The 26,118-nt window shown below is 39.5% G+C and carries 19 protein-coding genes; 4 read left to right on the plus strand and 15 right to left on the minus strand.

Translation table 11 applies throughout. From position 1 onward, the window contains the following. Positions 1-114 precede the first annotated feature (114 nt). On the minus strand, positions 115-558 hold the full coding sequence (locus LQ188_RS18580; RefSeq protein ID WP_101224760.1) for a cell wall hydrolase: 444 nt from the start codon (positions 556-558) through the stop codon (positions 115-117). 136 nt (positions 559-694) lie between these two features. After that, a complete protein-coding gene (locus tag LQ188_RS18585; protein WP_230177747.1) occupies positions 695-1,273 on the minus strand; it encodes a LysE family transporter in 579 nt (192 codons plus the stop codon). A 131-nt stretch (positions 1,274-1,404) separates the two neighbouring features. Between LQ188_RS18585 and LQ188_RS18590 the strand changes: the two genes are divergently transcribed. The 3 genes from LQ188_RS18590 to LQ188_RS18600 all read left to right on the plus strand — a co-directional run bounded on the left by LQ188_RS18590 (position 1,405) and on the right by LQ188_RS18600 (position 4,315). Next, entirely contained in the window at positions 1,405-2,307 is a 903-nt protein-coding gene (locus tag LQ188_RS18590; RefSeq protein ID WP_230177748.1) for a LysR family transcriptional regulator, read from the plus strand. 249 nt (positions 2,308-2,556) lie between these two features. Further along, on the plus strand, positions 2,557-3,738 hold the full coding sequence (locus tag LQ188_RS18595) for an ABC transporter permease (protein WP_230177749.1): 1,182 nt from the start codon (positions 2,557-2,559) through the stop codon (positions 3,736-3,738). 46 nt (positions 3,739-3,784) lie between these two features. Then, positions 3,785-4,315, plus strand: coding sequence for a helix-turn-helix transcriptional regulator (locus tag LQ188_RS18600; protein ID WP_230177750.1), 531 nt, complete (start codon positions 3,785-3,787; stop codon positions 4,313-4,315). 448 nt (positions 4,316-4,763) lie between these two features. Here LQ188_RS18600 and LQ188_RS18605 read toward each other — a convergent pair whose 3' ends face one another. The 6 genes from LQ188_RS18605 to LQ188_RS18630 all read right to left on the minus strand — a co-directional run bounded on the left by LQ188_RS18605 (position 4,764) and on the right by LQ188_RS18630 (position 12,175). Then, on the minus strand, positions 4,764-5,342 hold the full coding sequence (locus tag LQ188_RS18605) for a TetR/AcrR family transcriptional regulator (protein WP_101224765.1): 579 nt from the start codon (positions 5,340-5,342) through the stop codon (positions 4,764-4,766). A 103-nt stretch (positions 5,343-5,445) separates the two neighbouring features. Continuing rightward, positions 5,446-7,089, minus strand: a complete 1,644-nt coding sequence (locus LQ188_RS18610; protein ID WP_230177751.1) for an amidohydrolase — start codon at positions 7,087-7,089, stop codon at positions 5,446-5,448. 42 nt (positions 7,090-7,131) lie between these two features. Further along, entirely contained in the window at positions 7,132-8,499 is a 1,368-nt protein-coding gene (locus tag LQ188_RS18615; RefSeq protein WP_230177753.1) for an APC family permease, read from the minus strand. Between the two features lie 41 nt (positions 8,500-8,540). Further along, on the minus strand, positions 8,541-9,482 hold the full coding sequence (speB, locus tag LQ188_RS18620) for an agmatinase (protein WP_101224768.1): 942 nt from the start codon (positions 9,480-9,482) through the stop codon (positions 8,541-8,543). 736 nt (positions 9,483-10,218) lie between these two features. Then, positions 10,219-11,319, minus strand: a complete 1,101-nt coding sequence (locus tag LQ188_RS18625; protein ID WP_101224769.1) for an endospore germination permease — start codon at positions 11,317-11,319, stop codon at positions 10,219-10,221. Between the two features lie 625 nt (positions 11,320-11,944). Beyond that, the gene (locus LQ188_RS18630; protein ID WP_101224770.1) at positions 11,945-12,175 is read right to left on the minus strand and encodes a hypothetical protein; all 231 of its coding nucleotides are present in this window, start codon (positions 12,173-12,175) and stop codon (positions 11,945-11,947) included. Between the two features lie 347 nt (positions 12,176-12,522). On the opposite strand from LQ188_RS18630, the gene brnQ reads away from it, so the two are divergent. Further along, complete coding sequence (gene brnQ, locus LQ188_RS18635) at positions 12,523-13,857, plus strand: branched-chain amino acid transport system II carrier protein (protein WP_101224771.1); 1,335 nt, start codon at positions 12,523-12,525, stop codon at positions 13,855-13,857. 177 nt (positions 13,858-14,034) lie between these two features. On the opposite strand, the gene LQ188_RS18640 is transcribed toward brnQ, so the two are convergent. From LQ188_RS18640 to LQ188_RS18670, 7 genes are all read right to left on the minus strand, one after another. Then, complete coding sequence (locus LQ188_RS18640; protein ID WP_230177755.1) at positions 14,035-14,553, minus strand: DinB family protein; 519 nt, start codon at positions 14,551-14,553, stop codon at positions 14,035-14,037. A 165-nt stretch (positions 14,554-14,718) separates the two neighbouring features. Continuing rightward, a complete protein-coding gene (locus LQ188_RS18645; RefSeq protein ID WP_230177757.1) occupies positions 14,719-14,877 on the minus strand; it encodes a hypothetical protein in 159 nt (52 codons plus the stop codon). 316 nt (positions 14,878-15,193) lie between these two features. Continuing rightward, positions 15,194-16,069 (minus strand): L-serine ammonia-lyase, iron-sulfur-dependent, subunit alpha, encoded by an 876-nt coding sequence (sdaAA, locus tag LQ188_RS18650; RefSeq protein WP_230177759.1) that lies wholly within the window; start codon positions 16,067-16,069, stop codon positions 15,194-15,196. Between the two features lie 31 nt (positions 16,070-16,100). Further along, entirely contained in the window at positions 16,101-16,763 is a 663-nt protein-coding gene (gene sdaAB, locus LQ188_RS18655; RefSeq protein ID WP_101224774.1) for an L-serine ammonia-lyase, iron-sulfur-dependent subunit beta, read from the minus strand. A 749-nt stretch (positions 16,764-17,512) separates the two neighbouring features. Next, on the minus strand, positions 17,513-21,844 hold the full coding sequence (locus LQ188_RS18660) for an endonuclease (protein ID WP_230177761.1): 4,332 nt from the start codon (positions 21,842-21,844) through the stop codon (positions 17,513-17,515). Between the two features lie 54 nt (positions 21,845-21,898). Continuing rightward, a complete protein-coding gene (locus LQ188_RS18665; RefSeq protein WP_230177763.1) occupies positions 21,899-24,709 on the minus strand; it encodes a 5'-nucleotidase C-terminal domain-containing protein in 2,811 nt (936 codons plus the stop codon). A 540-nt stretch (positions 24,710-25,249) separates the two neighbouring features. Then, complete coding sequence (locus tag LQ188_RS18670; protein ID WP_230177765.1) at positions 25,250-26,101, minus strand: pirin family protein; 852 nt, start codon at positions 26,099-26,101, stop codon at positions 25,250-25,252. Positions 26,102-26,118: the final 17 nt, after the last annotated feature.

The following is a 26,118-nucleotide window of genomic DNA, read 5'->3' on the forward strand; positions in this document are numbered from 1 at the left end:
GTTTTTTTACTATATTTTACCATATAATCCATATTACCTTTTTGAAATGCCCGATTGTTGAATAAAAAAAAGGAGCTGCTGATCAGCTCCTTGAAATGAAATAATAGCTCCCAGTCAACCTCCGGTATAAACACTTTCACATGTTCCAGGTTTTGGTTCATAATAACAATGATTTTTAAATTGACCAGCAAAAGGTTGATCGTACCATGTTGGAGGACACGGGGCATATGGATTAAAATACCAAAGGGCATATTTCCCTGGGTGTTCCCTCCAATAATCCAAATTCTGTTTTGCTAATCTTTTTTCAGCAGATCTTGCTCTTTGATAAAATACATTACCTTTTTGAACTGCTTCAAAAGAATAATTTCCTCCTTGTACTTGATAAATGACCTGTGGAATTGTTCTTAAATCTATAAAGTCTATACAATTCGCTTTAAGACGATTAACAATTACATTTCCAACATATAACATCCCTTGTTTTCCTTCACCTTCGGCTTCTGCTCTCATCATCCTTGCCATTAAGTCGACATCTGAGCTCCGGTAACTTACTCTTGCCATTTTTTCACCCCAAAAATATCGTATGAAAAAAAGACCGCATTAATGTCATTGTTCATAAATTAAGATTGCTTATTTTTTTTAAAGCTTATCGTTTTTAAGCAAGCTAAGAACTTAAAGACAGCTACTTTTTGATTAATCACAGATAAATTGTACCGGCAGAGTAAATCAATAATAGACACATAATTAACCGAAAGGACTTATCATGTTTAGCAAAAAAATCTTTAAAAAGCGAGCCGAATCCAGACCACAGAAGCAATGCCATCCATCCCAGAAAAATCGTTAAAGCTAAATATATAGCAACGAATTTAAGCGACTCATTAAACGGTAAAATAAACACACTCAACACGGTTAAATAGAACAAAATGCTTTTAACATTGATGATTTGAAGAATGAAGCCTGATATAAAAGAAGACTGCACATCTCTGGATTCCTTCTTTGAACCTTTGGGCAAACTAATCTGCCAAGCTAAGTAAAGAAGATATGCGGCACCGGCCATTTTAAAATATGGCTCCACGATAGGTATCCAATTGTAGAGGCTTGTTGTAAATACTCCGCTCATGATCCCTAATACTGCAAATCCTGCCATGATGCCGCTAGTGAACCTCCAAGACCCAAAGAAGCCAAACCTCCTTGCTTCATTCATCAATAAGATGTTACTTGGACCCGGCGTAATCGAAGTAATCATCACATATGAAAGAAACGCTACTATACTCATAATCTCACCTTCATTCATTATTTCCTAACGAACAGTCTTTATTGTAAGATGACTATAACTATAAATAAAATTGAAATTAAAAAATTCATTATCATTTTTTTCGATACATGATCCAACTTAAGGAGAAAGATATGGAAATTAGACACCTTAAAACGTTTCAGACTATTGTTGAAATAGGAAGTTATACAAGGGCAGCTTCTAAGTTGGGTTACACTCAATCCACGATAACTTCACATATTCAGGCGCTCGAGCATGAGATTGGCGGGGAAATTTTCACTTATACAAATAGAAATTTGCAGCTTACTACTCTAGGCAGAGACTTAATACCGTTAGCGGAAGATTTACTTTCCACTCACGAACAGATCAAGAACATGCGTTGCACCAATGAAGTTAAAGGTGTTTTAAAAGTGGCAGCACCAGAGTCTTTAACAATCTCCAGGTTAGGTCCAATCATAAGGGATTTTTCCTTGAAACATCCCAATGTCAAAATCATATTAACCAACGGTCCATGTGGCCAAAACCAAATCGATTTAATAAGTGGGCGGGTTGATGTCGCTTTAATGGTCTATCCGGAAATTAAACTGGAAAAATGCATTCATTATTCTTTAATTGAGGAGAGAATCGTTCTTGTGAGCAGTCCTGACGGTCCTGATCATTTTGATGCATATAAAAATATCGGCACAAATACCAACCATTTCTTCATCACAAATGAAGAAGGCTGCAGTTATCGGACCATGTTTGAAAAATATTTAATAAAGCATGAAATGGATATCTTTCAAACCATGGAGTTATGGAGTATTGAAGCAATCAAACAGATTGTCATGAGCGGACTTGGATTTTCGGTATTGCCTTATATTACAGTGAAAGATGAAGTGGAGAGCGGCAAGCTGAAAATACTTAATCATTCAGAAAATCTCGATCCCATTTATTCCTATATGCTGATAAAAAAGAAGAAATGGCTGTCTCCAGCAGTAGAGGCATTTGTTGAAGTTGTATTAAACAGGTTTAATGACACTGAGAAAATGAGTATCTAAAACGATGTCATATATGCTAGTCAGAGAAGTGCCGAAGGAATCAAAATGCCTCCCTCCCTAATAGTTACTCGCAACAAAGCAGAAGTTTTGACGTTCTGCTTTGTTGCGAGTTTTTTCATATACATAAAATTTTTCAATTGACTTTTTATATAAAATAAAATAAAATTCAAAGTACTTCAATTTAAACTACTCTAATTAGAGTACTCAAAATTGAGTAAAATACTGAAATTAAAAGGATGGATTCAACATATGAAATTTACTGCATTCTTAAAAACAAGAGGTGCAACAGCGGCAATCTTTATGGGGATTTTCTATGCAGTTGCCATGCTAGGCATCTTCTTGCCTGGGTATACAGCCATTCCAGGAAATGTCGATAAATTACCGATCGCCATCATCAATGATGATGCTGGTAAAAATGGAGCGATGATCGCCGAAAATTTACAAGAAAATTTACCCTTTAAAGAAATCGAGACGGATATAACCAATAAACAAGCCTTAAAGGATTTGGAGCACAATGATTTAGCATTAGTCGTTCACATCCCAAAAACCTTCTCTGAGAATATACAAAAAGGTGAAGCGTCATCAAGCATCGATTTTACAATCAATGAGGCAGGGGCAACGGTCGTTTCTTCTACCATGAATGCGATCGTAACTGAAATTAACAGTCAGTTAAGCACACAATTCTCGCAACAAACAGCTCAGGGCGTATTGATGAACTTTAATGTACCAGAAAAGCAAGCCGCTGAATTAGCCGAAAAGATTGAGAAATCCTATGTAGGAAATGTCGTTACAATCAACGAAATACCGGATGGCATGAATCATAATATGCTGCCTATGTTCTTAACAATGGCCGGTTATGTAGGGGCGATGATCGGGGCGATGCAATTAGTGGGTGCATTTAGAGCCAGCCGGGGAAAAGCAAGCAAAACACGGTTATTCACTTATGTGCAAATGGCTGCATTATTGATTGCAGTGGTTTCATCAATCATCGCTGTAGGTGTAGCATATTTAATTGACAAGCCGAGCGGTGACCTATTCTTCGGTATAGTAGGTCAACAAATACTAAACTATATGGTATGTTTTAATTTCACCGCGATTTTAATCTTCTTATTTGGTGAAGGCGGCATGATTTTAAACTTACCGATTTTATTAATGCAAACAATAGCTAATGGTGCCACTATCACACGTGATATGATGCATTTACCGTATGAATGGATGAGCCACATTTCACCGATGTATTACTCGGTGCAAGCATACTTTGCAAACCTATTTGGCAGCATCAGTCCAAGTCCATATATTTGGTCAATGGCTGCGGTAGGTGCCGTTGCAATGTTAATTAATATGGCTATTGTCGCGTTTTTACAAAAACCAATGCCAGTACAGGTTTCTGAAACAGAAGTTGAAAAGAAAGCGGCAGAAATCTCAGCTTAGTTTTTGCTACAATAAGGAGATAATACTTCTTAAAGGAGCGTAGTAAATGTCTATTCAAATTTTTATATTGAGCAAGCTGATGGAGGATAAAAACTATCCTTATAAATTAAAAAAACAGCTTTCAGAACCCATTCCGTTGGATCGCCTGGGCGGGTTAACTGAAAGTAAACTGTACTACCATTTTGAATCATTAGTAAAACAAGGTTTAGTCGAACCAGTTGAAGTCATAAAAGAAGAACATCGGCCTGATAAACAAGTATTTGCGATTACAGCTAAGGGTCGCGAAGAACTACCAAAGAAAATCTATAAATTATTTGAAAGTGCGGATGAAATTAAGGATATGATTGTAGGTTTAGCCAACATCAAGTATGTAGATCGGGACAAAGTAGTGGAAATACTAGAAAAAAAAGTAAAGTCCATCAAGGCTATTTGGGAGCAGCTAGGGAATTTCGAGTCAGAACCTAATGGCAACGAGAATATTCGTGAATTTTTGGGTAGCTATTTTTCGACCAGGACTGATCACACAATATATTGGTTTGAAGAGTTAATTAAAAGGATTAAGTCAAAGGAATTGTAAGTTTACTTTAAAGCAGGATTTTTGGCAGGTATTCCTAGCTTCAGATTAAAAATAAGATTTACGTGTAGATGGCGACCATGCTAATCACATAACCAAAAATAATAATAAAGCTATGTGAAACCTTATATTCACATAGCTTTTATTATATTTAAAAAACATACTCGGTATGAGCAAGGCAGACTGTAGACAAATTTGATATTAATTAGGATTGCCTACATTTTTTTGAGGGAGTGTTAGAATATGAACGTTGATTTCCACTCCAGGCACTCGCTTTCCGCGGGCGTTCCGGGAGCCTCCCCGGCGCCTATGCGCCTGCGGGGTCTCGAACACCCGATCCAATCAACTTTGTTTAGATGGAATCCCTTTTGTCGACAAACTCACTTACTCTATATGAGCAAATAATGTATTCCTATTAGATAGCTTTTAGAGCATGAACTGTTTGAACGTATCATCCACTTAGTCCATACCAAAAATTTTCCCATATATTCTGAATTCTAGGTTCCATATTCTCTTTTCCATAATAAGAAAATTCCATGAATATCCCATCAATCAAACAGAGATAGGACATGATTAAGTTCTCGATTGTCCCTTGGCGTATTTCTTTTTTGTCAATTCCTTCGACAAAGATATCATGTAAGATAGCGGAAAATGATTCTTCAGATCTAAGGAATTTATCATTTAATATGTGCTTCAAATGCTCCGGCGGGAAAATCATTGCCCTCTTTAAAAAAGTTGCTTTATCTTCATGGTTTTTATAATAGTTACAAGTATCAAGAAGGATATGCTTTAACTTTTCTTCAGAAGAGAGTGTATTTATTTCTTCGACAAATTGTTCGACCTGGTTTATATGCTCTTCTAGTATTTCTTCAAACAGACACAAGAAAAGGTCATCCTTATTTTTGAAATGGTTATAGATTGAGGGTTTTTGTATTCCTACCCTCTTGGCAATTTCCGATAAAGCGGTTCCCTCGTATCCATACTTGGTAAAAAGCGTTAAGGAAATGTTTTTAATTTCATTTTTTGTCATAATGATCCCCCAAACTATCTAACGTTAGTTAATATCATTATAAACTCATTTCCCTTTTTAAACTAAATATTTGATACCTCTGTTTCTCTAAATGATTAGAGAATTAGAATATGCTGGATAAATATGTTTCTTCACTTTTATACACAATTTCCCCATCGTTTATTGTAAGTTCCACTTTAGCTTTGAGCACTTCACTTTCTGGAATATCGAAAAGATTTCTGTCTAAAACCACAAGATCAGCAAGTTTTCCCTCTTCTATTGTACCTAGCTCATCCTCCCTGAAACTCCCATAGGCTGAGCCATATGTATATGCTTGCAATGCCTCTGCCAAAGTGAGCTTTTGTTCAGGATGCCATGTATTTTTTGGATCTCCACTGCTATCAACTCTTGTAATGGCAGTATATATTTGCCGCATTGGATTTAATGAGATGGAAACCGGAAAGTCTGTTCCTAATGCTAAAGATGCACCTGAATTTAAAAGCGACTTCGTCAGGAAAACATTTTTTTCCCTTTCAGGACCTATAATTGAAGAATATACCTCTCTTGATGAAGCAGCCATGTGATCAGGCTGCATCGAGGCAATGACCCCTAGTTTGGAAAAACGTTCAATATCATCCGAATCGATTACTTCAATATGTTCTATTGTATGCCTTGAGTCTCTTTTTCCATTCTTACGTACTGCTTCTTCAAAAGCGTCTAAAGCTAAACGAATTGCCGCATCTCCAATAGCGTGAAACCGGATTCTAAATCCAAGTTCATCTGCTTTAACAACTCGATCAATCAATACTTCTGGATTTAGAGCTGGATGACCACAGATATCCACTTGATCGGAGTAAGGTTTCAGGAAGTAAGCGGTATGACCCGTGACTGTTCCATCAACAAATTGCTTTAATCCTGAAAATTGAAGTTTCTTTGATTCATATTTATTTCTCAGCTTTTGGGCTTTATCCAAATTGCCATCTAATTCAGGAGTGATATGAAATCTAGTCGTTAATCCTCCTTGCTTATCTAATTTCTCGAAAAGGTCATAGTCTTGAAGGAAGTCATCTATTGGAGCAAACAAATCGTTTACAGAAGTAATCCCATATTGCGATAACAATCTTAAATACTTTTTTAGTATCGTTTCTTTTTTATCTTGTGTTAACCGTAATGCCTCTTTTAAAACGATTTGCTGGGCTTCTTCATATAAAATCCCAGTAAGTAAACCATTCTTATCTCTTTCATAGCGACCAAAATCCGGATCACGTATATCCTCAGTAACTCCTGCTAAATCCATGGCCTTACTGTTCACCCATGTATAATGACCCTCAGCATGAAAAAGAACAACAGGACGATCTGGAATAACAGCATCAAGTATTTTATAATGGGGCTCTTGTTTATCATGCCAATAACCTGCGTCCCATTGCATACCAATAATCCATTCTTCCTCAGGACAGTCTTTAGAAAATTCCCGTACTTTTGCAGCTACTTCATGAGCTGACCTGGCTTCAAATAAATTTACACTATTTAAACTTAGGGCACTAAACATGATGTGGAGATGAAAATCATGAAAACCAGGCATAATTAATTGATTTCCATAGTTAAATACTTTTGTCTCACTACCTATAAAAGGTTCAATCTCCGCTTTTGATCCTACACTCATAATTTTGTCACCTAAGATAGCAATTGCACCAGACGTCGGCTCTTGTGCAAGCCCTGTAAAAATAGCATCACTGGAAAGAACAATATCCGCGTTTTTAATAGCCATGGAGTTTACCTCTTTTCATTCAAAATAATAAACAGTAACTGATCATTGCACTAGTTTTACATCAAATTCTTCTTTTTGCTCTGCAAAATTCAGTTCAGGAGGACGTTCCTTAAACATTTTAGTTAAGTACAATAAATATATGAACCCTACTGCCATCCAAGTAATCCCTAATACTAAAGAATGGATATCTAACTTTGTCATAAACAATATAGTTATACCGGTGCCTATTAAGGGAAGAAGTAAATATAAAACGATACTTTTAGGCGATCTCTGCTTCTGCCTCACAAAATAATGGATAAGCACTGAAAGATTAACGAATGTAAAAGCAAACAGGGCTCCAAAGTTAATGAAAGAAGTAGCTGTTGCGATATCCAAAAATACAGCACTCATTGCAACACAAGCAATGATTAGGATATTGAAAATGGGCGTTTGGAATTTTGGAGAAACATATCCGAAAACCCTCTTAGGCAGAACATTATCTCTCCCCATTGCATATAAGATCCTAGCTCCGCTGCCTCCTGAAGCTATTGCAGAAGCAGTAGCAGATGTCACTACCACGGAAATAAACAAACTATTCAGAAAATTACCCCCGGTATAAATCATGATATCCACTATAGCTGTATCAGGGTTCTTAAAAGCATTGAAGTTCGGGAAAATGGATTGTGCAAAATAGGTAGATGCAACAAATAATACCCCCCCGATCAATGTCGTAGCATAAATAGCTTTAGGAAGTGTTTTTTTCGGATTTTTGGTTTCTTCAGCTAATGTTGTAACCGCATCAAACCCAAGAAAACTAAAACATAATAGAGGTACAATCGAGAGCAGATTATTAAAATTTACGTCAGGACTAAAAAACGGATCCTTCGAAAACAACTCTCCGGTACCTTTTCCTGCTAAAAGTCCATTTATACAAAGCAGGCTGAAGATAATGATAAAAAGAAATTGAAATAACACCAAAAAGGTATTCACATTTGCAGCAACCTTAATCCCAAAAATATTAATGGTAGTCACACCTATAATAAAAGAAATAATAACTGCAATGATAGGAATACCAGGGAAGTAAGCATTCACCATAATCCCAAAAAGTAAAGCACTGATCATAGGACTGAAAAGATAATCCAATAAAATTACCCATCCTACCAGAAAACCAAGATGTGAATTAATTCCTTTCTGCACAAAGGTATAAGCTGAACCTGTAGTCGGATACACCTGAACCATTTTTGCGTAACTATATGAAGTGAACAGCATGACAATTAAAGCAATTATATATGCTGTCGGAATCATTCCCTGGGTACGATCAATGGCGATACCATATGTGCTAAAGACTGTCACAGGCGCCATAAAGGAAAGTCCAAATACAATAACATATCTTGTATTTAGTGAACGCTTAAGCTCGGGTAATCCTTTCATCGCAAAGAGCTGCCCCCTTTATCTAATGTAATGACTGCTTTTTATTGATTGACTTCTTTCGTACCTAATGCTGCTAGGCTAGCAAACTCATGTACAAGTGTTGCTGCTAAAAGTGAAGTGATTTGACTTGGATCATATGATGGCAGCACTTCAACCACATCATATCCTATAAAGTTAAAGTCAGTTAGGGCACGAATCATTTTAAGTGTTTCAAAGCTGCTAAAACCGCCTGCTTCAGGTGTACCTGTACCTGGAGCAAAAGAAGGATCAACGAAATCTATATCAAATGTCAAGAAACAAGGTGTGTTACCAATGGTTTTTCTAATCTCTTTCAAAACATCTTCAAATCCACGATTGGAAAGTTCACCAGTTGTAATCAAATGATAACCTAAATCAAGACTTGCCTGTAAATCTCCAGAGTGGTTTAGCGTACCTCGGATTCCTACTTGAAATACTTTATCTGCCTGCAGCAAACCTTCTTCGTGTGCACGTATAAATGGAGATCCATGCCAATATTTTTCCTCATAATATGTATCCCAAGTATCTGTATGGGAATCAAAATGAATCATGGCTACCGGGCCATATACCTTTGCCGCAGCTCGTAAACTAGCTAAAGTGACAGAATGATCTCCCCCTAATCCAATAGGTATGACCCCTTTGGACATCAATTCAAACATGGATTCCTTCATTAGATCATAACTTCGATGAATATTATGGGGAATAACAGGGATATCCCCTATATCAATGGCATTCAATTGTTCAAAAGGATATACCTTATGAATAGGATGATAAGGAAACAGGGTCATGGATGCTTGGCGAATGGCTTGAGGAGCAAACCTGGCTCCCACCCTAAAAGAAGCTGCTGTATCAAAAGGCATACCCACAATTGCCAGCTTTGCATCATGCTTTTGAGAAGGTAAACGCATAAAGGTTCCTGTTGTACAAAACTCTGGCTTTACATCTGGTGTAAGTGGATATTTCATAAGTATCATCTCCTGGTTTTAAATAAAAATCTTTTCATATAAATTTACAGACACAAGGTGTAATCGCTTACAACCTATGATTCATTAGATTACTTTTTATTTCTAACACCTACTTTTAGAATTTTATTAACTAACGGTAGTTAGTATTAAACCAAATATAAACATAGTTGTAAAAAAAGTCAAACTATTTTTTATTGTCTATTAAATCCTCTTTTTGATCAAATTAGCCTTTTCTTTCAATCCTCCTCTATTAAATTAAATCCACCTATTCTTGTTATACTAGCTGCCCCTTTAGCTCCATAAGAAAAAGAGCTGCAAAAGCAACTCCCAGACTGTAGACAGATTCGAAGAAAGCAGTTTGCCTACAGTTATTTTCTTTGAATTTGTCTACAGTTGATTTCAGAAATCCGCTCCCTTTCCGCCGACTGTCTGCCAAGCCTCCTCGACGCAAGCGTCTGTGGGGTCTCGGCTAGCCAGTTATTCGGCAGGAGTGTCGCGAATTTCTTCCATCCATTAAGGATAACTGTAAAAAAACATGAAGGATAATCTAGTACAGTTGATTGGATCGGGTGTGCGAGACTCCTGCGGGAAAAGCGCGTCGAGGGGTTTTATAAACCCTCATAAAAACTGAGATAAAGTAAAGAATTGCGCACTTTTATGGAATAACACCTGAGCTTCTATATAACTATAAAAACCTTCTAGAAATTTACACAAGTTTCTTAACAAATAAGACCCCTTAGTTTGGTCCATCATTTTTCTGAACTTTGGAGATTATTAGTAATATCACCGGAAGCAGAAACCCGAATGTCATTGCATAAAACGGCCAGATTTCTGAAATGAATTTACTATAATGGACTATATTGGGTGTCATAATCAATGTAAAGGCAATCAAAAGGATACCAAACGGAAAAATCAGAGGACGATAATCTTGCAATTTAAACGTTTGTGCCAAGCCTAAAACGGTCACATAAAAAAACAAACTAAATCTAATAAAAATGGTGATGAACCATATTATGGCTAGTATTGCTTCCAGCCGCATCATGAAATCACCGATATTTATTTTCTTAGCCAACATATAGATTGGATAATTTTGTCTTGCTGTTGACTCTGGACCAAGTACAAGAAGTGCTAACATGGTTATAATGATCAAAACACTTCCAGCCAACACTTGACCGACAAAAAGGCTTTTTCTTATTCTGTCTTTTTGACTTACGAACGGGAGAATCATTAGAATCGCAACCGGTTCAATAAACGGAAAAACAATAAATGGTATAGATCCCCGTATAACCGGTTTCAATCCCCCCTCCCATATGGGTTGCAGGTTTTGAAATTTAATCTCAGGAAGTAGAAGAATTATCAATGTTGATACAAGTAATACAACAAATGGGAAAAATATTTCTGCGCTTCGGGCCAAAGGTTCCAAACCAAGACGTGCGGCCATGAGGACGACACTCATAAATAGAATCATGATCACTTGATTTGGAGTATCAGGCATAATATGACTTATCATAAAATCCCCAATTTCACTCAGATAAGTCGCTGTGGTTATAAAAAAGTAGCTTATAAATAAAATAGAAATTGCTATTCCCAGCCACTTACCCAGAATTTTTTGGCTGTATTCCACTAATGTTAAATCAGGATAGCATTTCCTTAAAGCGTCATATATAAAAACAACCAATAACGGTGCTATCACCACGCTTATAATACCCGAAATCCAACCATCTTGTTTAGCTTCAGAAGCGACAATGGAGGGAATGACTAATATAGAATCTCCAAGCGTATATAAAATCACTAATATCGTCAGTTGACGGCTTCCGATTTTACCCTTCTCGAGCATTTTCATAAGTTCCTTTCACGACAAAACGGTAAAGTTATATACAAAAGGCAGAAATTCTGATTCCATAACCATTATTGACAGAAGAAGAATATACAAACCCTGCTGAATACAAGTTATTTTTTTGCCACTTCAAGCCGCAGGCAGTTTGAAAAATTAGAAATAATGTGTTTTATAAATCCTGACTCCCCTTGTTAGGAGATAACTTAGAGCTTCGATTCACTTTTTATGGTTCCGGCATACTGCGCAATATAGCTGCCCCTATGGCCCCATAAAAAAAGAGCTGCATAATTAGCCCAGACTGTAGACAAACTCTTTGAAAATTAAGTTTTTCTCAGTTTTTTGTTCGCTCTCCCCGTTTAATTAAGACAATTCATATTAATTATCCTTGCATTTAACGTGCCAATTTTATTAGCCAGGAATATTTTCTGCGCAAACTATACAGCGAAGGCCACTAAAATTTTTAGCAATCTTTGTTATTAATACCAGAACGATATTATAACCTCACTTTTAACAACTAAAATTGTTCCTTATTTAACACAATGAGTGGACATGTGTGTTATTTTAACACCACTATTTTACTTTACTACAACATTTAACCTATCGTCCCTCACCAAAAAAACAAATTTTAATGTTCATTTTCCCTGTTTCGTTTTCCTTCAAAATATATGAATGCCGAAAGAACAATGATTGCAATTAATACAATGTCAGTTAACCAAAATAAGTCCATATCCGTGATATACCCAACCATATTAGCTATAGGAAGCGCGAATATGAAAATTAGTAATAAAACATCTTTTTTGCTTTGTTTCCGTTTTTCAAAAAACAACCCCAGTATTTTTTCAAAAAATACTCCCATTTAAAACACCCCTTAATTTTTCCACTCTAAATTAAAATAAAGTCCGCCGTCTAAACCGTCAATCTTTACGTGAGCTCAAGCAGGTTCGCGACGCTAAGCATTTTTTCCGCACCCTCATTTCTTTAACATTTCAAATTTCATGAGTATGAGCAGCCTTTAGATGTTCAAAATAAGATAAGGGCGGATCACTTAACATCAAGGTAATTAATAAAAAACAAAAAATATATTGAAATATCAATTTAATTTAGTTATAATACTGTACGGTCTTAGTATTACTGTTTATATAATTTTTAGAAAATTTAATAATTTTCTGAAATAGCAAATTTTGGTTTTTCGGAGGGTTTATTTTGTCTAATAAGGTACCATCTTCATTTATAGTAGTGATTGGGTTCATGTTATTTGCCCTTTTCTTTGGGGCAGGGAATTTAATTTTCCCGCCAATGCTTGGTCAATCAGCAGGTATGAATATCTGGTCAGCTAATGCAGGATTTTTGGTCACAGGAGTAGGATTACCGTTACTTGGTGTGCTGGCACTCGGTTTTTCTGGAAAAGATGACTTACAATCATTAGCGAGCCGTGTCCATCCAGTCTTTGGTATTGTATTCACAACCGTTCTTTACTTAGCCATTGGTCCATTATTCGCAATGCCTAGAACAGGAAACGTTTCTTTTGAGATCGGTGTAAAACCTTTTTTACCTGAAGATTCAGGTCCATTGCCTTTACTTATTTTCACCATCATCTTTTTTACAGTTTCGTGCCTTCTTTCTCTCAATCCTGCGAAAATTGTCGAAATTGTGGGGAAAGTTTTAACACCGATCAAGTTGACATTCATTGGAATCCTGGTGGTAGTCGCTTTCGTTAATCCAATTGGAGATTTTCAAGCACCTGCAGAGCACTATATGGTTCAACCATTTTTCAATGGGTTCAGAGAAGGTTATTTAACCATGGATACCCTTGCATCTTTTGTTTTTGGAATCATCATCATTAATGCCATCAAAGAAAAAGGGGCTAAAACAAAAAAACAAATAATGATCGTTTGTGGGAAAGCGACTGCCATTGCGGCTGTTATTCTTGCCACCATTTATACAGCTCTTTCTTATATGGGTGCTTCAAGCGTTGGGGAACTTGGACGCTTGGATAATGGAGGCATTGTCTTGGCGAAAGTCTCGGATTATTACTTTGGAGCATATGGTGGGCTATTATTAGGATTAATGATCACAGTGGCTTGCATAACGACAAGCGTAGGACTCATTACATCTTGCTCGACATACTTCCATAAGCTATTTCCAAATCTGCCTTACAAAACGATTGCCATAAGTTTATCCATATTCAGTGCAATTATTGCCAATATTGGACTTACCGAGTTAATTGCCATTTCCGTACCTGTTATGACAGCCATTTATCCATTGGCCATTGTTTTGATTTTCCTAACATTTCTTCATTCTTTATTTAAAGGAAGACCTGAAGTTTATCAAGGCAGCTTACTTTTAACATTCATCGTCAGTTTATTTGATGGATTAAATGGAGCAGGTGTACACATTTCATTCATCAATGATTTCTTCACTGCAATACTTCCTATGTATGAGGCAGGACTAGGATGGGTCATTCCTGCCATTGTTGGAGGATTCATTGGGTATGCCAGCAGCGTCTTAAAGTCGAAATTCAATCACCAAATAGATTAATGATATAAATTAGACCAGGAATATTGACTGTAGACAAATTCGAAGAAAAGCGAGTTTGCCTACAGTTTTTTTCTTTGACAAACGTTTCAGCGATCGTCTGCCAAGCAGTTATTCGGCAGATTTGTCGACAAACTGATATGGATAGCAGGCCATTAAAAAAACACATTCTTTAATTTCTTATTCATTCCGTAATTTCTTCAGCAACTGAAAAATCTGTCCTCGATGATGTGATTCATGTTCAACCAAATGGTAAACGACCCATTCAGGCGTGACGTCATATTGTTCAAGTACCCTCGGTTTACGCCAATCCGTTAGGTCCATTGTGCGAAAGTTTGAAAGAAATACTTCACGTACATTATTGAGGCGGTAGAAATGTTCTTCTAATGTTTGTCCTTCAATGTGGTTTAGGGAGCCATCTTCGGCACGACATCCTAATGGAAACAACGCGCGTATTTCCGAATCCCATTCCGAAACAAGGACCTCCTCGTATAACCAATCTGCCTCTATCAGTGCTATGTGATACAACATCGAGCCAATCGTTTGCCTTTCATCGATTTTCGTATCAAGTATATTTTGGCTGATTCCAGTCAATTTCGTTATCAACGTACGGCGAACATCTTCTAAACACCATAGCCACCGCCCAATTTCTTCTTCATATCCCGGTAATGCTGATACCAGTAATGCTCTTCTCTCCACTAAGATCAATCCTCCTCTTCATCAACATACATTCTATTTAAAATTGGTGTCACCTCCTTTTTAATAGAAAATACCCCTTTAGGGCAGGACAAAAAGAGCAATCTTTAAGATTGCTCTTTCGCTTGTTCATGTTTTTTCGTTTTATGTTATTCGATATCTTCGAAATTAACTACCCAAAAAAAGATTGGCTCTCATCTCGTCTGATATACGCCTGCTTTTTAGATAATCCTGTTCCCGTTCTTGTTCAACCATCATGCGCTGCTCCAGTTTTTGAGCATATAGTGCATAGCCGATTCCATGAGCCTGAAACATCGCTTTTTCCATTGCCGACGTGTACGTTAATTCGAGAAAATTAATGAAGAATCAATCCTTCCCATAGTGAATTTCGTACTCATCTTATCATTGAAATTGATAACTAACAAAGTTGCTACGGCTCCATATTCACTGATAATTCAGATTTTTTAACGATTCTTTCCATCTCCGTGTCCATAAACGCCAAATTCCTCCATCTTCCTCTAATTTCCTTTTTTCATTCACAAAAAGATAATCTTATTATTGAGCAGATTAAGGGATTGGAGTTGTTTTTTTAAGACAAATTAAAAATCCCATTAACAAACCTGTTGTTAATGGGACTAAATGTTTATTTATATGAACCGAAAATTTCCTTTGCCAATCTACGCCCAGTAGGAGTCGCAGCCAGGCCGCCCTCTGCCGTTTCACGAAGTGCAACTGGCATGGTCAAGCCTATTTTATACATGGCATCGATAACTTCGTCACATGGAATGCGGCTCGTAATGCCTGCAAGTGCCATATCAGCTGCCGTTATCGCGTTGGATGCACCCATTGCGTTACGTTTCACGCAAGGAACTTCAACCAATCCTGCCACTGGATCACAAACCAATCCAAGCATATTTTTCAATGTGATCGCCATCGCTTCTGCAGCTTGGCTTGGTGTACCGCCGGCCAGTTCTACTATCGCAGCTGCGGCCATTCCACTTGCCGAACCCACTTCTGCTTGGCAGCCACCAGCCGCTCCAGAAATGGAAGCGTTGTTTGCAACCACGAATCCGAAGGCAGCGGAAGTGAAAAGAAACTCAATCATCTCTGCCCGGGTCGGGTTTAATTTTTCTTTCACGGCAAATAATGTACCGGGCACAACGCCCGCAGAACCTGCAGTCGGAGTGGCACAAATCATTCCCATTGCTGCGTTCACTTCGTTCGTCGCAACAGCTTTACTGACGGCATCCAATAATAAATTACCTGCCAGTGCCTTGCCCGACTTGATATAATTTTGCAAAAGAACAGCGTCTCCGCCCGTTAGGCCTGTCACGGATTGCACACCTTTCAGACCTCTTTCCACCGCTTGTTCCATCACTGTCAAATTCCTGTCCATCTTTTCGATGATCTGTTCTCTCGACAGGCCTGAGAACTCCATTTCTTGTAAAATCATGATTTCCGCGATTTTTACCTGTTTACTTTCAGCAAGTTCTACTAACTCTGCTACATTTCGGAACATGTTTTTACCTCCATATCTATGCCAGCACTTATCATTCAACCATCCTTATGACTTGCGACACGTTTTCCAATCGTTCAATTTCCTTCATCACATCGCCCTTGATTTTCTGATCGACTTCAATCACCATGAGAGCCATTTGACCTTTTTCTTTCCGTGAAACTTCCATATGGCCAATGTTAATTTCATGATTCGCCAATACTGTCGAAACGGAAGATATGATTCCAAATACATCGTTATGCACGACTAAAATGGCTGGGTTTTCACCCGACAATTTAAGCTTGAACGTATTCAATTCCGTTATTTCTATCGTTCCGCCGCCAATTGAGATCCCAACTAGTTCCAATTCTTTATCTTCGTCGAACAGTCTGATCTTGACTGTATTAGGATGATCCATCACCGTATCCTCGATTGTAAAGGAAACGTCCATACCGGCTTCTTCCGCTATCGTTAAAGAGGCAGGAATTCGCTCATCATCCGTATCGAAATCCAAGATCCCGCCTACGACAGCAACATCCGTACCGTGTCCCCTATATGTTTTTGCAAAAGAACCATATAAAGAAATAATCGCTTTCTTCGGTTGCTTTCCGAATAATGTCCTTGCTACTCTGCCAATTCTGGCAGCTCCTGCTGTATGTGAGCTTGAAGGTCCAATCATGACGGGACCGATTATATCGAATGCAGATCTGTATTTCATCGTGAAATGCCCCATTTCTGGCAATATATTTTTTAACCGACTTTTAAGGATGAATGAAGATTAAAAAGCGGCATAATTACTATATTAAAATATTTTTGTCATTCCTGCAATGAAAACCCTTTCATTGCATATCCCATATTAACATATATTACATAACATACCTACCAAAATATTTATTATTTAATGCAAAATAAACGTTTGATTTTTCAGTATTTTAAGATAATTAACTATCAATGATTAACTTTATATAAAAGCATGAAAAAAGCAGCCTTGTGGCCACTTTCAGTTTGTATACAAAAAATCGTGAGCACTTGCATAGTCACGACTTTTTCCTTTTAAGTAAACCAGCTAATAGTAGCGACTCAATTCATCCATTAAAGGGCCCCTTTATTGAATAAGAAGGTCATTTCCTCGACCGTTCACGCACTTTATTCGACCTTCCACCCTCTCGATTCAACCGTTCACCCACTTTATTCGACCTTCCACCCTCTCGATTCGACCGTTCACCTACTTTATTCGACCTTTCACCCTCTCGATTCGACCTAAACCCACTTTATTCGACCTTTAACAATTTTTTTCATTATTTTGCGGTCCACGCATTAAATGCCAAGCGACGCACTCATTTAACAGGGTCTCCGCTAGCCAGTTAAACCAAGTCTCCGCTTAACATCATGGTTGCACTTTCGTCCCCCTTGTGTCAGCAAACTAAAAAAGCAGCCATCAGGCTGCTTTCCCTTCTATCTCCGATTTTAACTTGCCTTTTTCTCATCGATGGATTTAGCGGCACCCCAAATTTCGGATGCCCATTCAGGATGATCGATGAATGGATTGCGGTTATTTTGCCAGTCCTGAATTACATCATTGCGATGGCTCTCGAAATCGTCTACTGGATCGAGTTCATTCCATTTCAATAGTGTCGATAGCTTTCCATGAAGCGGCTTCGGATACGTATTGACTGTATCGGATAATTCAAGATCCAACTCGCCGTCTCCTTCATATCGGACGGCCATGTAAAATAACATCCTTGCTATATCGCCTTTAACATGATCTGGCGGCTCCCATGAATCTGAATCAAACTTACATTCACATCCACTATATGTTTGACCGCCCTCGTCGAAATCAAGGTGGCCCCTTTTCCCATTCACTGTCACATCAGCGGGACGGAGGTGATGAAGGTCTGTTCCGGGACCTTTGCTTGTCCCAAAATCACCGTGGGACTTTGCCCAAACATGTTCACGGTTCCATTGTCCGGCATTGCCCCCATTCGCGTTCTCAGAGATGGATTTTCCAGAGTAAAGCAAGATGACATTCTGTTTGTTCACAGGGTCTTCATCCGTTTCCTTAAGGGCATTCCACACTTGATCATAAGATAACATCGTGTGACCCTTAATAATCGAGTGCAAAACCGATTTCAATTCCGTTCCCGTTTTTCCTGCAGCCGTTTCGTAATAAACTTCAAGCGGCTTATCATTCGATATGGTCAACGTGAAACGTGCAACAACTTCCGATTGCTGGTCCTCGGCCTTGACTGCGACAAGGTATGTTCCAGCTTCATTTGCAGGAAGGATTAATGTTTGACCGGTGACCGTACCGATAGTCGATGAATAGGTAAGTTCATCTCCATCTGGATCTGAGAAGTGCTCACTCAAATCGATGGTGACCTTGGAGCCTGCTTTCACTTCAAGATTTTCCAGGTTTTTCGTCACGACGGGCGCATGATTTTCTTTAGGGTCAAAAGGGGAAGCAATCGCTTCCCCCTTCGAATCGACAAACTTGATATTCGATGTGTCTACGCCATCTGTTACCGACCATTTCTGAACATTTTCAGCGCCCCTGATTTCTTTTACATTAGCGTTATCAATGATGACTTCCTTCACCGCCATGCCTCCAAAATCAATGATTGCGCCTTCCTTATCCGGTTTTATCGTCACAGCAGCATTCTTCAGCCCAAGGCCTTTGAGTACAGCATATGAACCTTTTAACCAGATACCTTCTTCAATGTTCGATGTTTCGTCAAGATCGATCAAAACACTAGGTGAAGCGATCGTAAGTCTTTTTGTTTTAACGTTTGTTAAATTATACGTTTTTTCTGGTGCAGGAGTTTCGACTCCACCAGATTCAGATAAAGAGGTTGAAATCAATACAGGGTCATGATCGCTAGCCCTTCCATGAACTTCCATGAAGGATGAGTTAATATGGACAATATCAACTTTCGTTGCCGCGGCCATATTATTCGAAACAAGGATATGGTCCAGTACTTGTGAATTGCCTTGATATGTGTAAGAATAACGTTTTTCAAATGGAACTTTTTCGATCATATTGGTTAGGTCTTTGCCCTTTAATGTTTTAAGCGGAGCCGAAAATTCAAAATCATTAAAGTCTCCAAGCAGGACAATATTCGCTTTGGCATCCTGTGACTTGATATCACTGACAAACCGATTGACGATGGAGGCAATTTGAAGCCTTTGCGTTTCACTTGAAAGGACAGGAGGCTGGTTTTTGCCGAATAACGGCTGGTCACCACCCTTGGAATTAAAATGATTGGCTACCACCACTACGCTTTCACCTTTAAATTCGAATTGAGCAGCCAAAGGCTTCCTGCTTGAAGTGAAGGCGGGATCGGCAGGTTCGATTCGTCCAGGGTTCAAGGTAAGTTTTCCATCTTTGAAGGCCACGGACTGTATTGCCGTTCCTTTCGTTCCTTCAGTTAGTTTGACACGGTCGACATTATATAAAAAGCCTACCCGGATATTTCCGCCGGGTGCCCCGCCATCAAGTTTATCTTCTGGAGCGATATCGATGTATTGATATTGAGGTCCGCCCAGCTCTTTTATTTTGTCAGTTAACTTCTTGGCACTTTGAGCAGAATCCGTTGTCCCGCTATCTGTTGCCCCATCATTATCTTGCATTTCCGTTACGCCGATGATATCGGGTTGTTTTAGATTGGTAATGATGGATGTTGCGATCGTTTCAACTTTCGAATTAGCGGTTTGAGTCGAGAAATTCTCGATATTATAGGAAGCGATCGATAGCTTATCAGCATCCTTCTCTAAGGATGTCACTTCCCGAGCCGTACCGCCATCCTTTAATGCCGGCAGCTGAGCTTTATCCGTCAGTACCCTATAGTTGCTATATCCATAGCTGATGACACCCTTAACCGAGCCTTCAAAGTAATCACCGGTTTTAGCTGTAAATGACTCATCATTTATATCCAAGGTAATTCTTTCAGGATTGAAATCCGTTTCCGTTATTTTGACGCCTCCAACTGCAGTCGTCGTTTCCATATTCCCCGGAATCACGACCAATTCACCATAGTCTTGAGGAGCTACCATTTTCGGGTTATATACTTCTACGAGCATGCCTTCCAAACTCTCGTAGAAATCAATGCCGTCTTCACTTGGGTTAAAGTCTGTCAATCTATCATCATCGATGTTCTCAGACGGTGGAATGACATCTTTTCCAATGATGATCGGTTCTGGCATAGCTGCAGTGCCAAGCTTTTCAATCATCGTATTGGTCAATTCAGTTGTTGGCAGATCCGTCGTTTTCATTTCAGCGTATCCTTCGATATACCATTCGGCAACTTTACCTGCCACTTTGACATGATCTCCCGCTTTCAGGCCATGTGCTTTGTTGTACACAAGTATTCCCTCGGATGTCTTCAGGTCCTTATCCGGGTTGGGATCTTGCATGTAAAAGTTATTCGCATCTTTTACATACGTGACGACACCTTCCACACCTGAGACGAGTTGAGTTTCATATGATGAAAAATGATTCATCCCTTGAATGTCACGAATCTTCACTTCATTGGTTTTGGTAACGGTATAGGCAAATGTGAAAACTTCCGATGTCTTGTCATTGACAGCGATTGCCTTGATGACCGTATCTTTCGTTAAAATGATGGGTTCTGTGTACACAGCACTTGAAGACGTCGGTGCGGATCCATCCAGCGTATAATGGATTTTCGCTGCTTCCCAACCAGATTCAAGTGATACTTTTGTATTTTCACTAACCGTACCAGGGAAAATATCCGTGTAAACGGCTGGTTTGTTCACCAGTTCATAATCTTCAATACCACGCGGCTTCAACTGATACGTGTCATTGAACCTCGATCCGATTCCGGTTACGGAAATGACATCCCCTGCTTTAAAGCTCTTCACGAAATCTTCATAACTTGAACCGGTCCGGTTATCATGGCGAACGACAACAGATTTCCCTTCAGTATCTTCCGCCTTGAATTCGAATGTTCCGTATGTTCCCGATGCTGCCAATTCTGTAATGGTTGCTTTCTCAATGGTAACCAGCTCACCTTGTGTTTCCTCATTTACGCCAGAAGCATCAATTTTTTGGATATCAGGAAGTTCATTCCCGGAGGAAACCACTTTAAGGGAGGTTGGTTGAATTTGTAATTCATTATTATAAGCGGATACTTGTCCGATTAAAGTAACCTTATCCCCTAGCTTTACATCCGCAGGCCACGAAGAACCATAAACATATAGCCCAGCCGTTTCATCCTGGATATAAAAACCCTTTCCTCCCCAATAACCAAGACCCGTGGTGACCACCCCATCGACCTGCACGACATCTTCAGTATTCGTGCGTGCTTCGGCAATGGAGTCCAGTACCTTTACATCAGGCTGTTCTGGAGTCGTTCCTCCATCAGTGAAAATTTTGTAATCCGTCGCGGATTTCAGGCCGGATACTGAAAAGTACTTTTCAAGCTTCCCCGTAATCGTCACCTGCGCATTGAGTAATTCCGGATGTTCGACCAAATTCAAAGCAGTTCGGATATTTCCGGCTGGAAGCTGAACAGGCATGATTTTCTTAACATCCGTTTCATCCTGTCTATCCGCAATACCTATATTCGTACCTTCAGTAAAAGGCGATGTTTGTTGATAGCTTGTACCGCTTTTAGCTGTACCGACAATGTATCCCTTCACCGTCGCCGTACCGCTGTTATTATTAATCGCTTCCGTTACCGATATTGTCCCTTCCGCTTTTGCAGCGGCTGCATATGGCAAAACCGTTGACAGCACGATCAGTATGGCAAAGAAAAGCTTGCTTATCCCGTTCTTCTTCAAGATCTCAACCCCTTCAACTTTTTTTCGTAGGCTCAGCAGTCATTTGAATACCGCTTAAAGAATGGTTTCGCCATTCACCGTGACACCGCTCATGCTCACGGTCTTACCGTTAAGTCCCGATAAATCCAAATTACCCTCGACTGTAACTTGCGAAAAAGTAAAGTCATCCGGAGGAGTTCCTGTTAATGTAAGATTCCCTTTAACCACTGCATTTTCCAATGAAGCAACATCAGTAATATCAACAACTACATTACCTTCATGTGTTTTTGGCGCATCAGCCGTTCCGCCAAAGTCTTTGGCCAATACCACAGTCGGGTCTGTATTGCTTCCGGCAACATCCTTGATGCGTCCTTCGATGCTTGGATCGACAGTTTTCAGCCCGCTTACATAATCCCGTAAATTCTCCCAATCAGCGAGTCCGATATCCGTCACTCTTCCTTCTTCATAAGCCTTCTTGAAAACGGTGAATCCATCTCCGCCCTTGGCTGTAAAAGCATTGGTCGCCACGACATATTCCTTCGCTGCATCCAATACGGAATATGTTCCATCTTGTCCAAGTACTTCAGCCTTTGTGACACGATTGCCTGCTTCCTTCGAACTGTCGTAGCTGAATTTCATTCCGGAAACATGCAGGAAGCCGCCATTTTCCTTAGGAGCGAGGCTTACACTATGCTCTAATGCTTCATTGATTTCTGCACCCGTAAGCTTCATCGTCGCTAACGTATTCCCAAACGGTAAAACGGTTAGGATTTCCCCTAAGGTGATCTCACCTTGATCGATGCCAGCGCGGATGCCCCCGCCATTTTGGAATGCTATGACCGTATCCTTATTGAATTCCTTCGCTTTAGAAAGCATTCCATCCGTAATTAAATTACCCAGTTCCGTTTCATTTTTGCGAACACTCGGCTTTGTTTCATCTCCTGCATCACGCGGTGTTTCCAACGCCTTCACAGCAGATGCACCAGTCTGCGTATCCTTCAGCTCCTTAATCTTCGAGGAGTATGTTTCGAGCACTTTTGCCGCTTCAGCATCATCCTGTTTTTCAGAAAGCTTAATCAGCTTACCGGCTTGTCCGACAATCTTGCCTTCCTTATCGAAGTTCACATCGATCGTTCCTAAATAGTCGCTATATTGATACCCTTGAACGATGACAGTCGGCTCTTTCGTTTTCCCTTTATCATCTTTGTCAACAACAACGGGGGCGTCTAACTGCGTATGGCTATGTCCGCCCACAATCACGTCGATGCCCTTGACCTTGGCAGCCAATGTTAAATCATTGTCATAAGCCGCATTGTCATCATAACCAATATGGGATACGGCAACTATCTTATTGACACCCATGCCTTTGAACGCCTTGACCGCTTTTTCGGCTTCTTCAAGATAGTTTTCAAATTCTATACTTCCTGGACTTGAAATGTCTTTCGTCTCTTCAGTTGTAAGCCCGAAGAACCCTACCTTTTGGCCATCCACTTGTTTTACGATTCCATTGTATATCTTCCCTTGCTCCGGCTTACTTGAAATTAAATCCGAGAATAGTCCCTTGAATTTATCATCTTTGGAGAAGTCCACATTCGAACTGACAAATGGGAACTGTGCCCCTTTAATGAAGTCAGCCAAAGCTTGATGCCCTTCGGCGCTTGATCCCAAATCAAACTCATGATTCCCGAATGTCATGACATCATATTTCATTAAATTCATGAAGCGAAGATCCGCTTGCCCTTTGAATTCATTAAAATAGAGGGTTCCCGAGAATACGTCACCAGCATCCACCAAAAGAGCTTGCGGCTTACTCTTACGCACTTCCTTAACAGCCGTCACCCTTTTGGCCACATTGTCCAAGTGGGCATGCGTGTCATTCGTATGCATCAAGGAAAGCGTGATCGCCTTCGCTGGATTTTTCAAGGCTTCTTCAGCGGCAGCGACTTTATTATCCGCCAATGCTATTTTCGTCAGGAATTCCTTTCGGTCCGACTCCTTGATTCCATTTAAATTAATGGCTGCTTTCGCCTTTTTAGCCGCGTTTATCTGTTCTTTCGTTTTAAGTTCCCCATTGGCAAGTGCTACATAGGCATTGACCCGTTTGGCCACTTCCTTTTTCTTTTCTGCATATACCGCATCATCATACTTACCTTTCACTTCTTTCACATAGGCGTGTATGGCTTTTCCGAGCTTGGATGTTTTGCTGACTTTTTTCAACTGTGACGAAACGGTTTGCATCCGCTTGTCCGCGGTCTTTAAATCACCCTTCTTCACCCAGTATGCAGCTTTTTCATAGTAGTACGGAACTTTCAGGTCACCGTTCAAAGCTGTTTTGGTCGATACAGTGAATTTATCGTATAGGAGCTTTTCGATTTTCGCACCGTAAACCGTATCTTTAATATCTTTATCTGCCTTTTTCACGGCCTTATCCAGTGCTTCGTATTTATTCCTGATATCTATTGATTTCTTGGCAAGTATTGAATTCGTAAGGGCGCTAATTGATTTACCATGTGAAGCTTTTGCTTTCTCCGCCGCTTTATATCCTTTTACATAACCTTCTGAACGAGTGATGTACTTATCATAAGCTTCGATTTCTTTGTATTTGGCATCTTTTTCTTTTTTGCTTAGCATTGATTTTTTAATGGTAGAGTTGATGTCTTTTTTTGCTTGTTTTGCAGACTTGATTTGTTTTTCAACAGTGGATACTGAAGCGAGTTTAGAAGTGTAGAAATAGGTGTCGAATGGTTTTTTGATTGCTGCCTTGGCCGTTTTGATTTTACTATTCAGGCTAGTGGCAGCATCCGAAGGTGCAGGTGCTACCGCTACGATCGTTGTCGCAGCCATTATGCTAGCTGATGCAATTTTTACGATTTTCTTTTTCCCCATTATAGTTAATCCCCCCATAAGTTCTATACTGACATAACATCCAGCAAACTTATCCATAGAATTGACGCGCTTTTCCAAAAATTTAATTCCGGCAAATTGACTTACCCATACACAAATCCACCCTACTTTTTTCCTCTAAAGATCCGTGTATCTCCTATATTACAACAAAATAATCCAATTTTAAAACAAATTTACAATACAACATCGAATATTAACAGAATATTATCATTATAATCACTCCAAAATACCTAGTGGCTAATTGATGATATATCAAGAAAATTATTTAATGGTAAAATAGAATCAGTTCTATCTAATTCTAAACTTAGTCTTTATACCTAATTGCTGAAAAGCAAAAAAGGGAGAGATTTAAATCTCTCCCAAACTGCAGATAATGACGCCTAAGACTAGTTAGCATCCAGTTTTTTCTTAAAAAAAGTCCAGTTAATTTCAGAAATGCTCTCCCTTATAATCACTATCCCCGCCCACCAATATGGGAAGATTCAAAAAAAAGAGCATCAATTACGATGCCCTTTTTCCATCTTAATGCTTCAAGAAAGTGCCTTGCCGATACTCAAGGTATGCCTGATCGATTTCCTCTTCAGTATTCATGACAAACGGTCCGCGGGCAACAACAGGCTCCATTAAAGGTTCTCCTGCATATAGAACAAGTCTTAAAGGTTCAGTTGCCGTTATATCAACTTCACTTTCCCCTGATTCTTTACAAGCACCCAGCCATAATACCTGTCCCTTTGAGGCTCTCACTTCGTTGTTACCGAAGATTCCGCTTCCTTCTATTAGATAGATGATTCCGTTGTAGCTTCCTGGTAAATTCTGCGTGACCGATGCTCCAGGCTCCAGGACCATCTCCACCATCGTCACGGGAACATGGTTTTTCGTTGTCGAGATAACACCCTTGGATGATCCGGAAAAGACACGGATCAGTGCTCCTTCTTCTTTTCTGACCGGCATATCTTTTGCCATTAAGTTTTGATATCTTGGTGTCGTCATCTTTTCACTCCGGGGAAGGTTGACCCAAAGTTGAAGGGAATGGGCAGTCACACCTTCGGAAGGCACCTCATTATGCACGACGCCGCTTCCCGCTGTCATCCATTGGACATCACCAGGTCCAAGTATCCCTCCATCCCCGGTATGACTGTCATAGTGCTCGATCGTTCCGTCAATGACGAATGTAACGGTTTCGATTCCCCTGTGCGGGTGGATATCGAATGATCCCTTTTGAAATTTATCCTCCATCATTAAAAGGAACGGATCACTCTTTTCCCAGTTTCCTGGTTCTATGACTGGTCCGGCCGTATGAATCGGACTATACCTTTGAAGCTTCACATCTTTCACTTCGACAATATCTCGTTTAAAATGATTTTCACTTTTCATTACTCCATTCCTCCCTT

The sequence above is a fragment of the Peribacillus sp. Bi134 genome (assembly GCF_918698065.1).
In the GTDB taxonomy this organism is placed as follows: domain Bacteria; phylum Bacillota; class Bacilli; order Bacillales; family DSM-1321; genus Peribacillus.

What these genes read in the sequence shown, in the direction of transcription:
- LQ188_RS18615 (WP_230177753.1), bottom strand. Translation starts at nt 8,499, where the DNA reads ATGAAAGGATTACCCGAGCTTAAGCGTTCACTAAATACAAGATATGTT.
- LQ188_RS18645 (WP_230177757.1), bottom strand. Translation starts at nt 14,877, where the DNA reads ATGGAAAAAGCGATGTTTCAGGCTCATGGAATCGGCTATGCACTATAT.
- LQ188_RS18600 (WP_230177750.1), top strand. Translation starts at nt 3,785, where the DNA reads ATGTCTATTCAAATTTTTATATTGAGCAAGCTGATGGAGGATAAAAAC.
- LQ188_RS18580 (WP_101224760.1), bottom strand. Translation starts at nt 558, where the DNA reads ATGGCAAGAGTAAGTTACCGGAGCTCAGATGTCGACTTAATGGCAAGG.
- LQ188_RS18665 (WP_230177763.1), bottom strand. Translation starts at nt 24,709, where the DNA reads ATGGGGAAAAAGAAAATCGTAAAAATTGCATCAGCTAGCATAATGGCT.
- LQ188_RS18590 (WP_230177748.1), top strand. Translation starts at nt 1,405, where the DNA reads ATGGAAATTAGACACCTTAAAACGTTTCAGACTATTGTTGAAATAGGA.
- LQ188_RS18585 (WP_230177747.1), bottom strand. Translation starts at nt 1,273, where the DNA reads ATGAGTATAGTAGCGTTTCTTTCATATGTGATGATTACTTCGATTACG.
- speB (WP_101224768.1), bottom strand. Translation starts at nt 9,482, where the DNA reads ATGAAATATCCACTTACACCAGATGTAAAGCCAGAGTTTTGTACAACA.
- sdaAA (WP_230177759.1), bottom strand. Translation starts at nt 16,069, where the DNA reads ATGTTCCGAAATGTAGCAGAGTTAGTAGAACTTGCTGAAAGTAAACAG.
- LQ188_RS18630 (WP_101224770.1), bottom strand. Translation starts at nt 12,175, where the DNA reads ATGGGAGTATTTTTTGAAAAAATACTGGGGTTGTTTTTTGAAAAACGG.
- sdaAB (WP_101224774.1), bottom strand. Translation starts at nt 16,763, where the DNA reads ATGAAATACAGATCTGCATTCGATATAATCGGTCCCGTCATGATTGGA.
- LQ188_RS18595 (WP_230177749.1), top strand. Translation starts at nt 2,557, where the DNA reads ATGAAATTTACTGCATTCTTAAAAACAAGAGGTGCAACAGCGGCAATC.
- LQ188_RS18625 (WP_101224769.1), bottom strand. Translation starts at nt 11,319, where the DNA reads ATGCTCGAGAAGGGTAAAATCGGAAGCCGTCAACTGACGATATTAGTG.
- LQ188_RS18670 (WP_230177765.1), bottom strand. Translation starts at nt 26,101, where the DNA reads ATGAAAAGTGAAAATCATTTTAAACGAGATATTGTCGAAGTGAAAGAT.
- LQ188_RS18610 (WP_230177751.1), bottom strand. Translation starts at nt 7,089, where the DNA reads ATGGCTATTAAAAACGCGGATATTGTTCTTTCCAGTGATGCTATTTTT.
- LQ188_RS18605 (WP_101224765.1), bottom strand. Translation starts at nt 5,342, where the DNA reads ATGACAAAAAATGAAATTAAAAACATTTCCTTAACGCTTTTTACCAAG.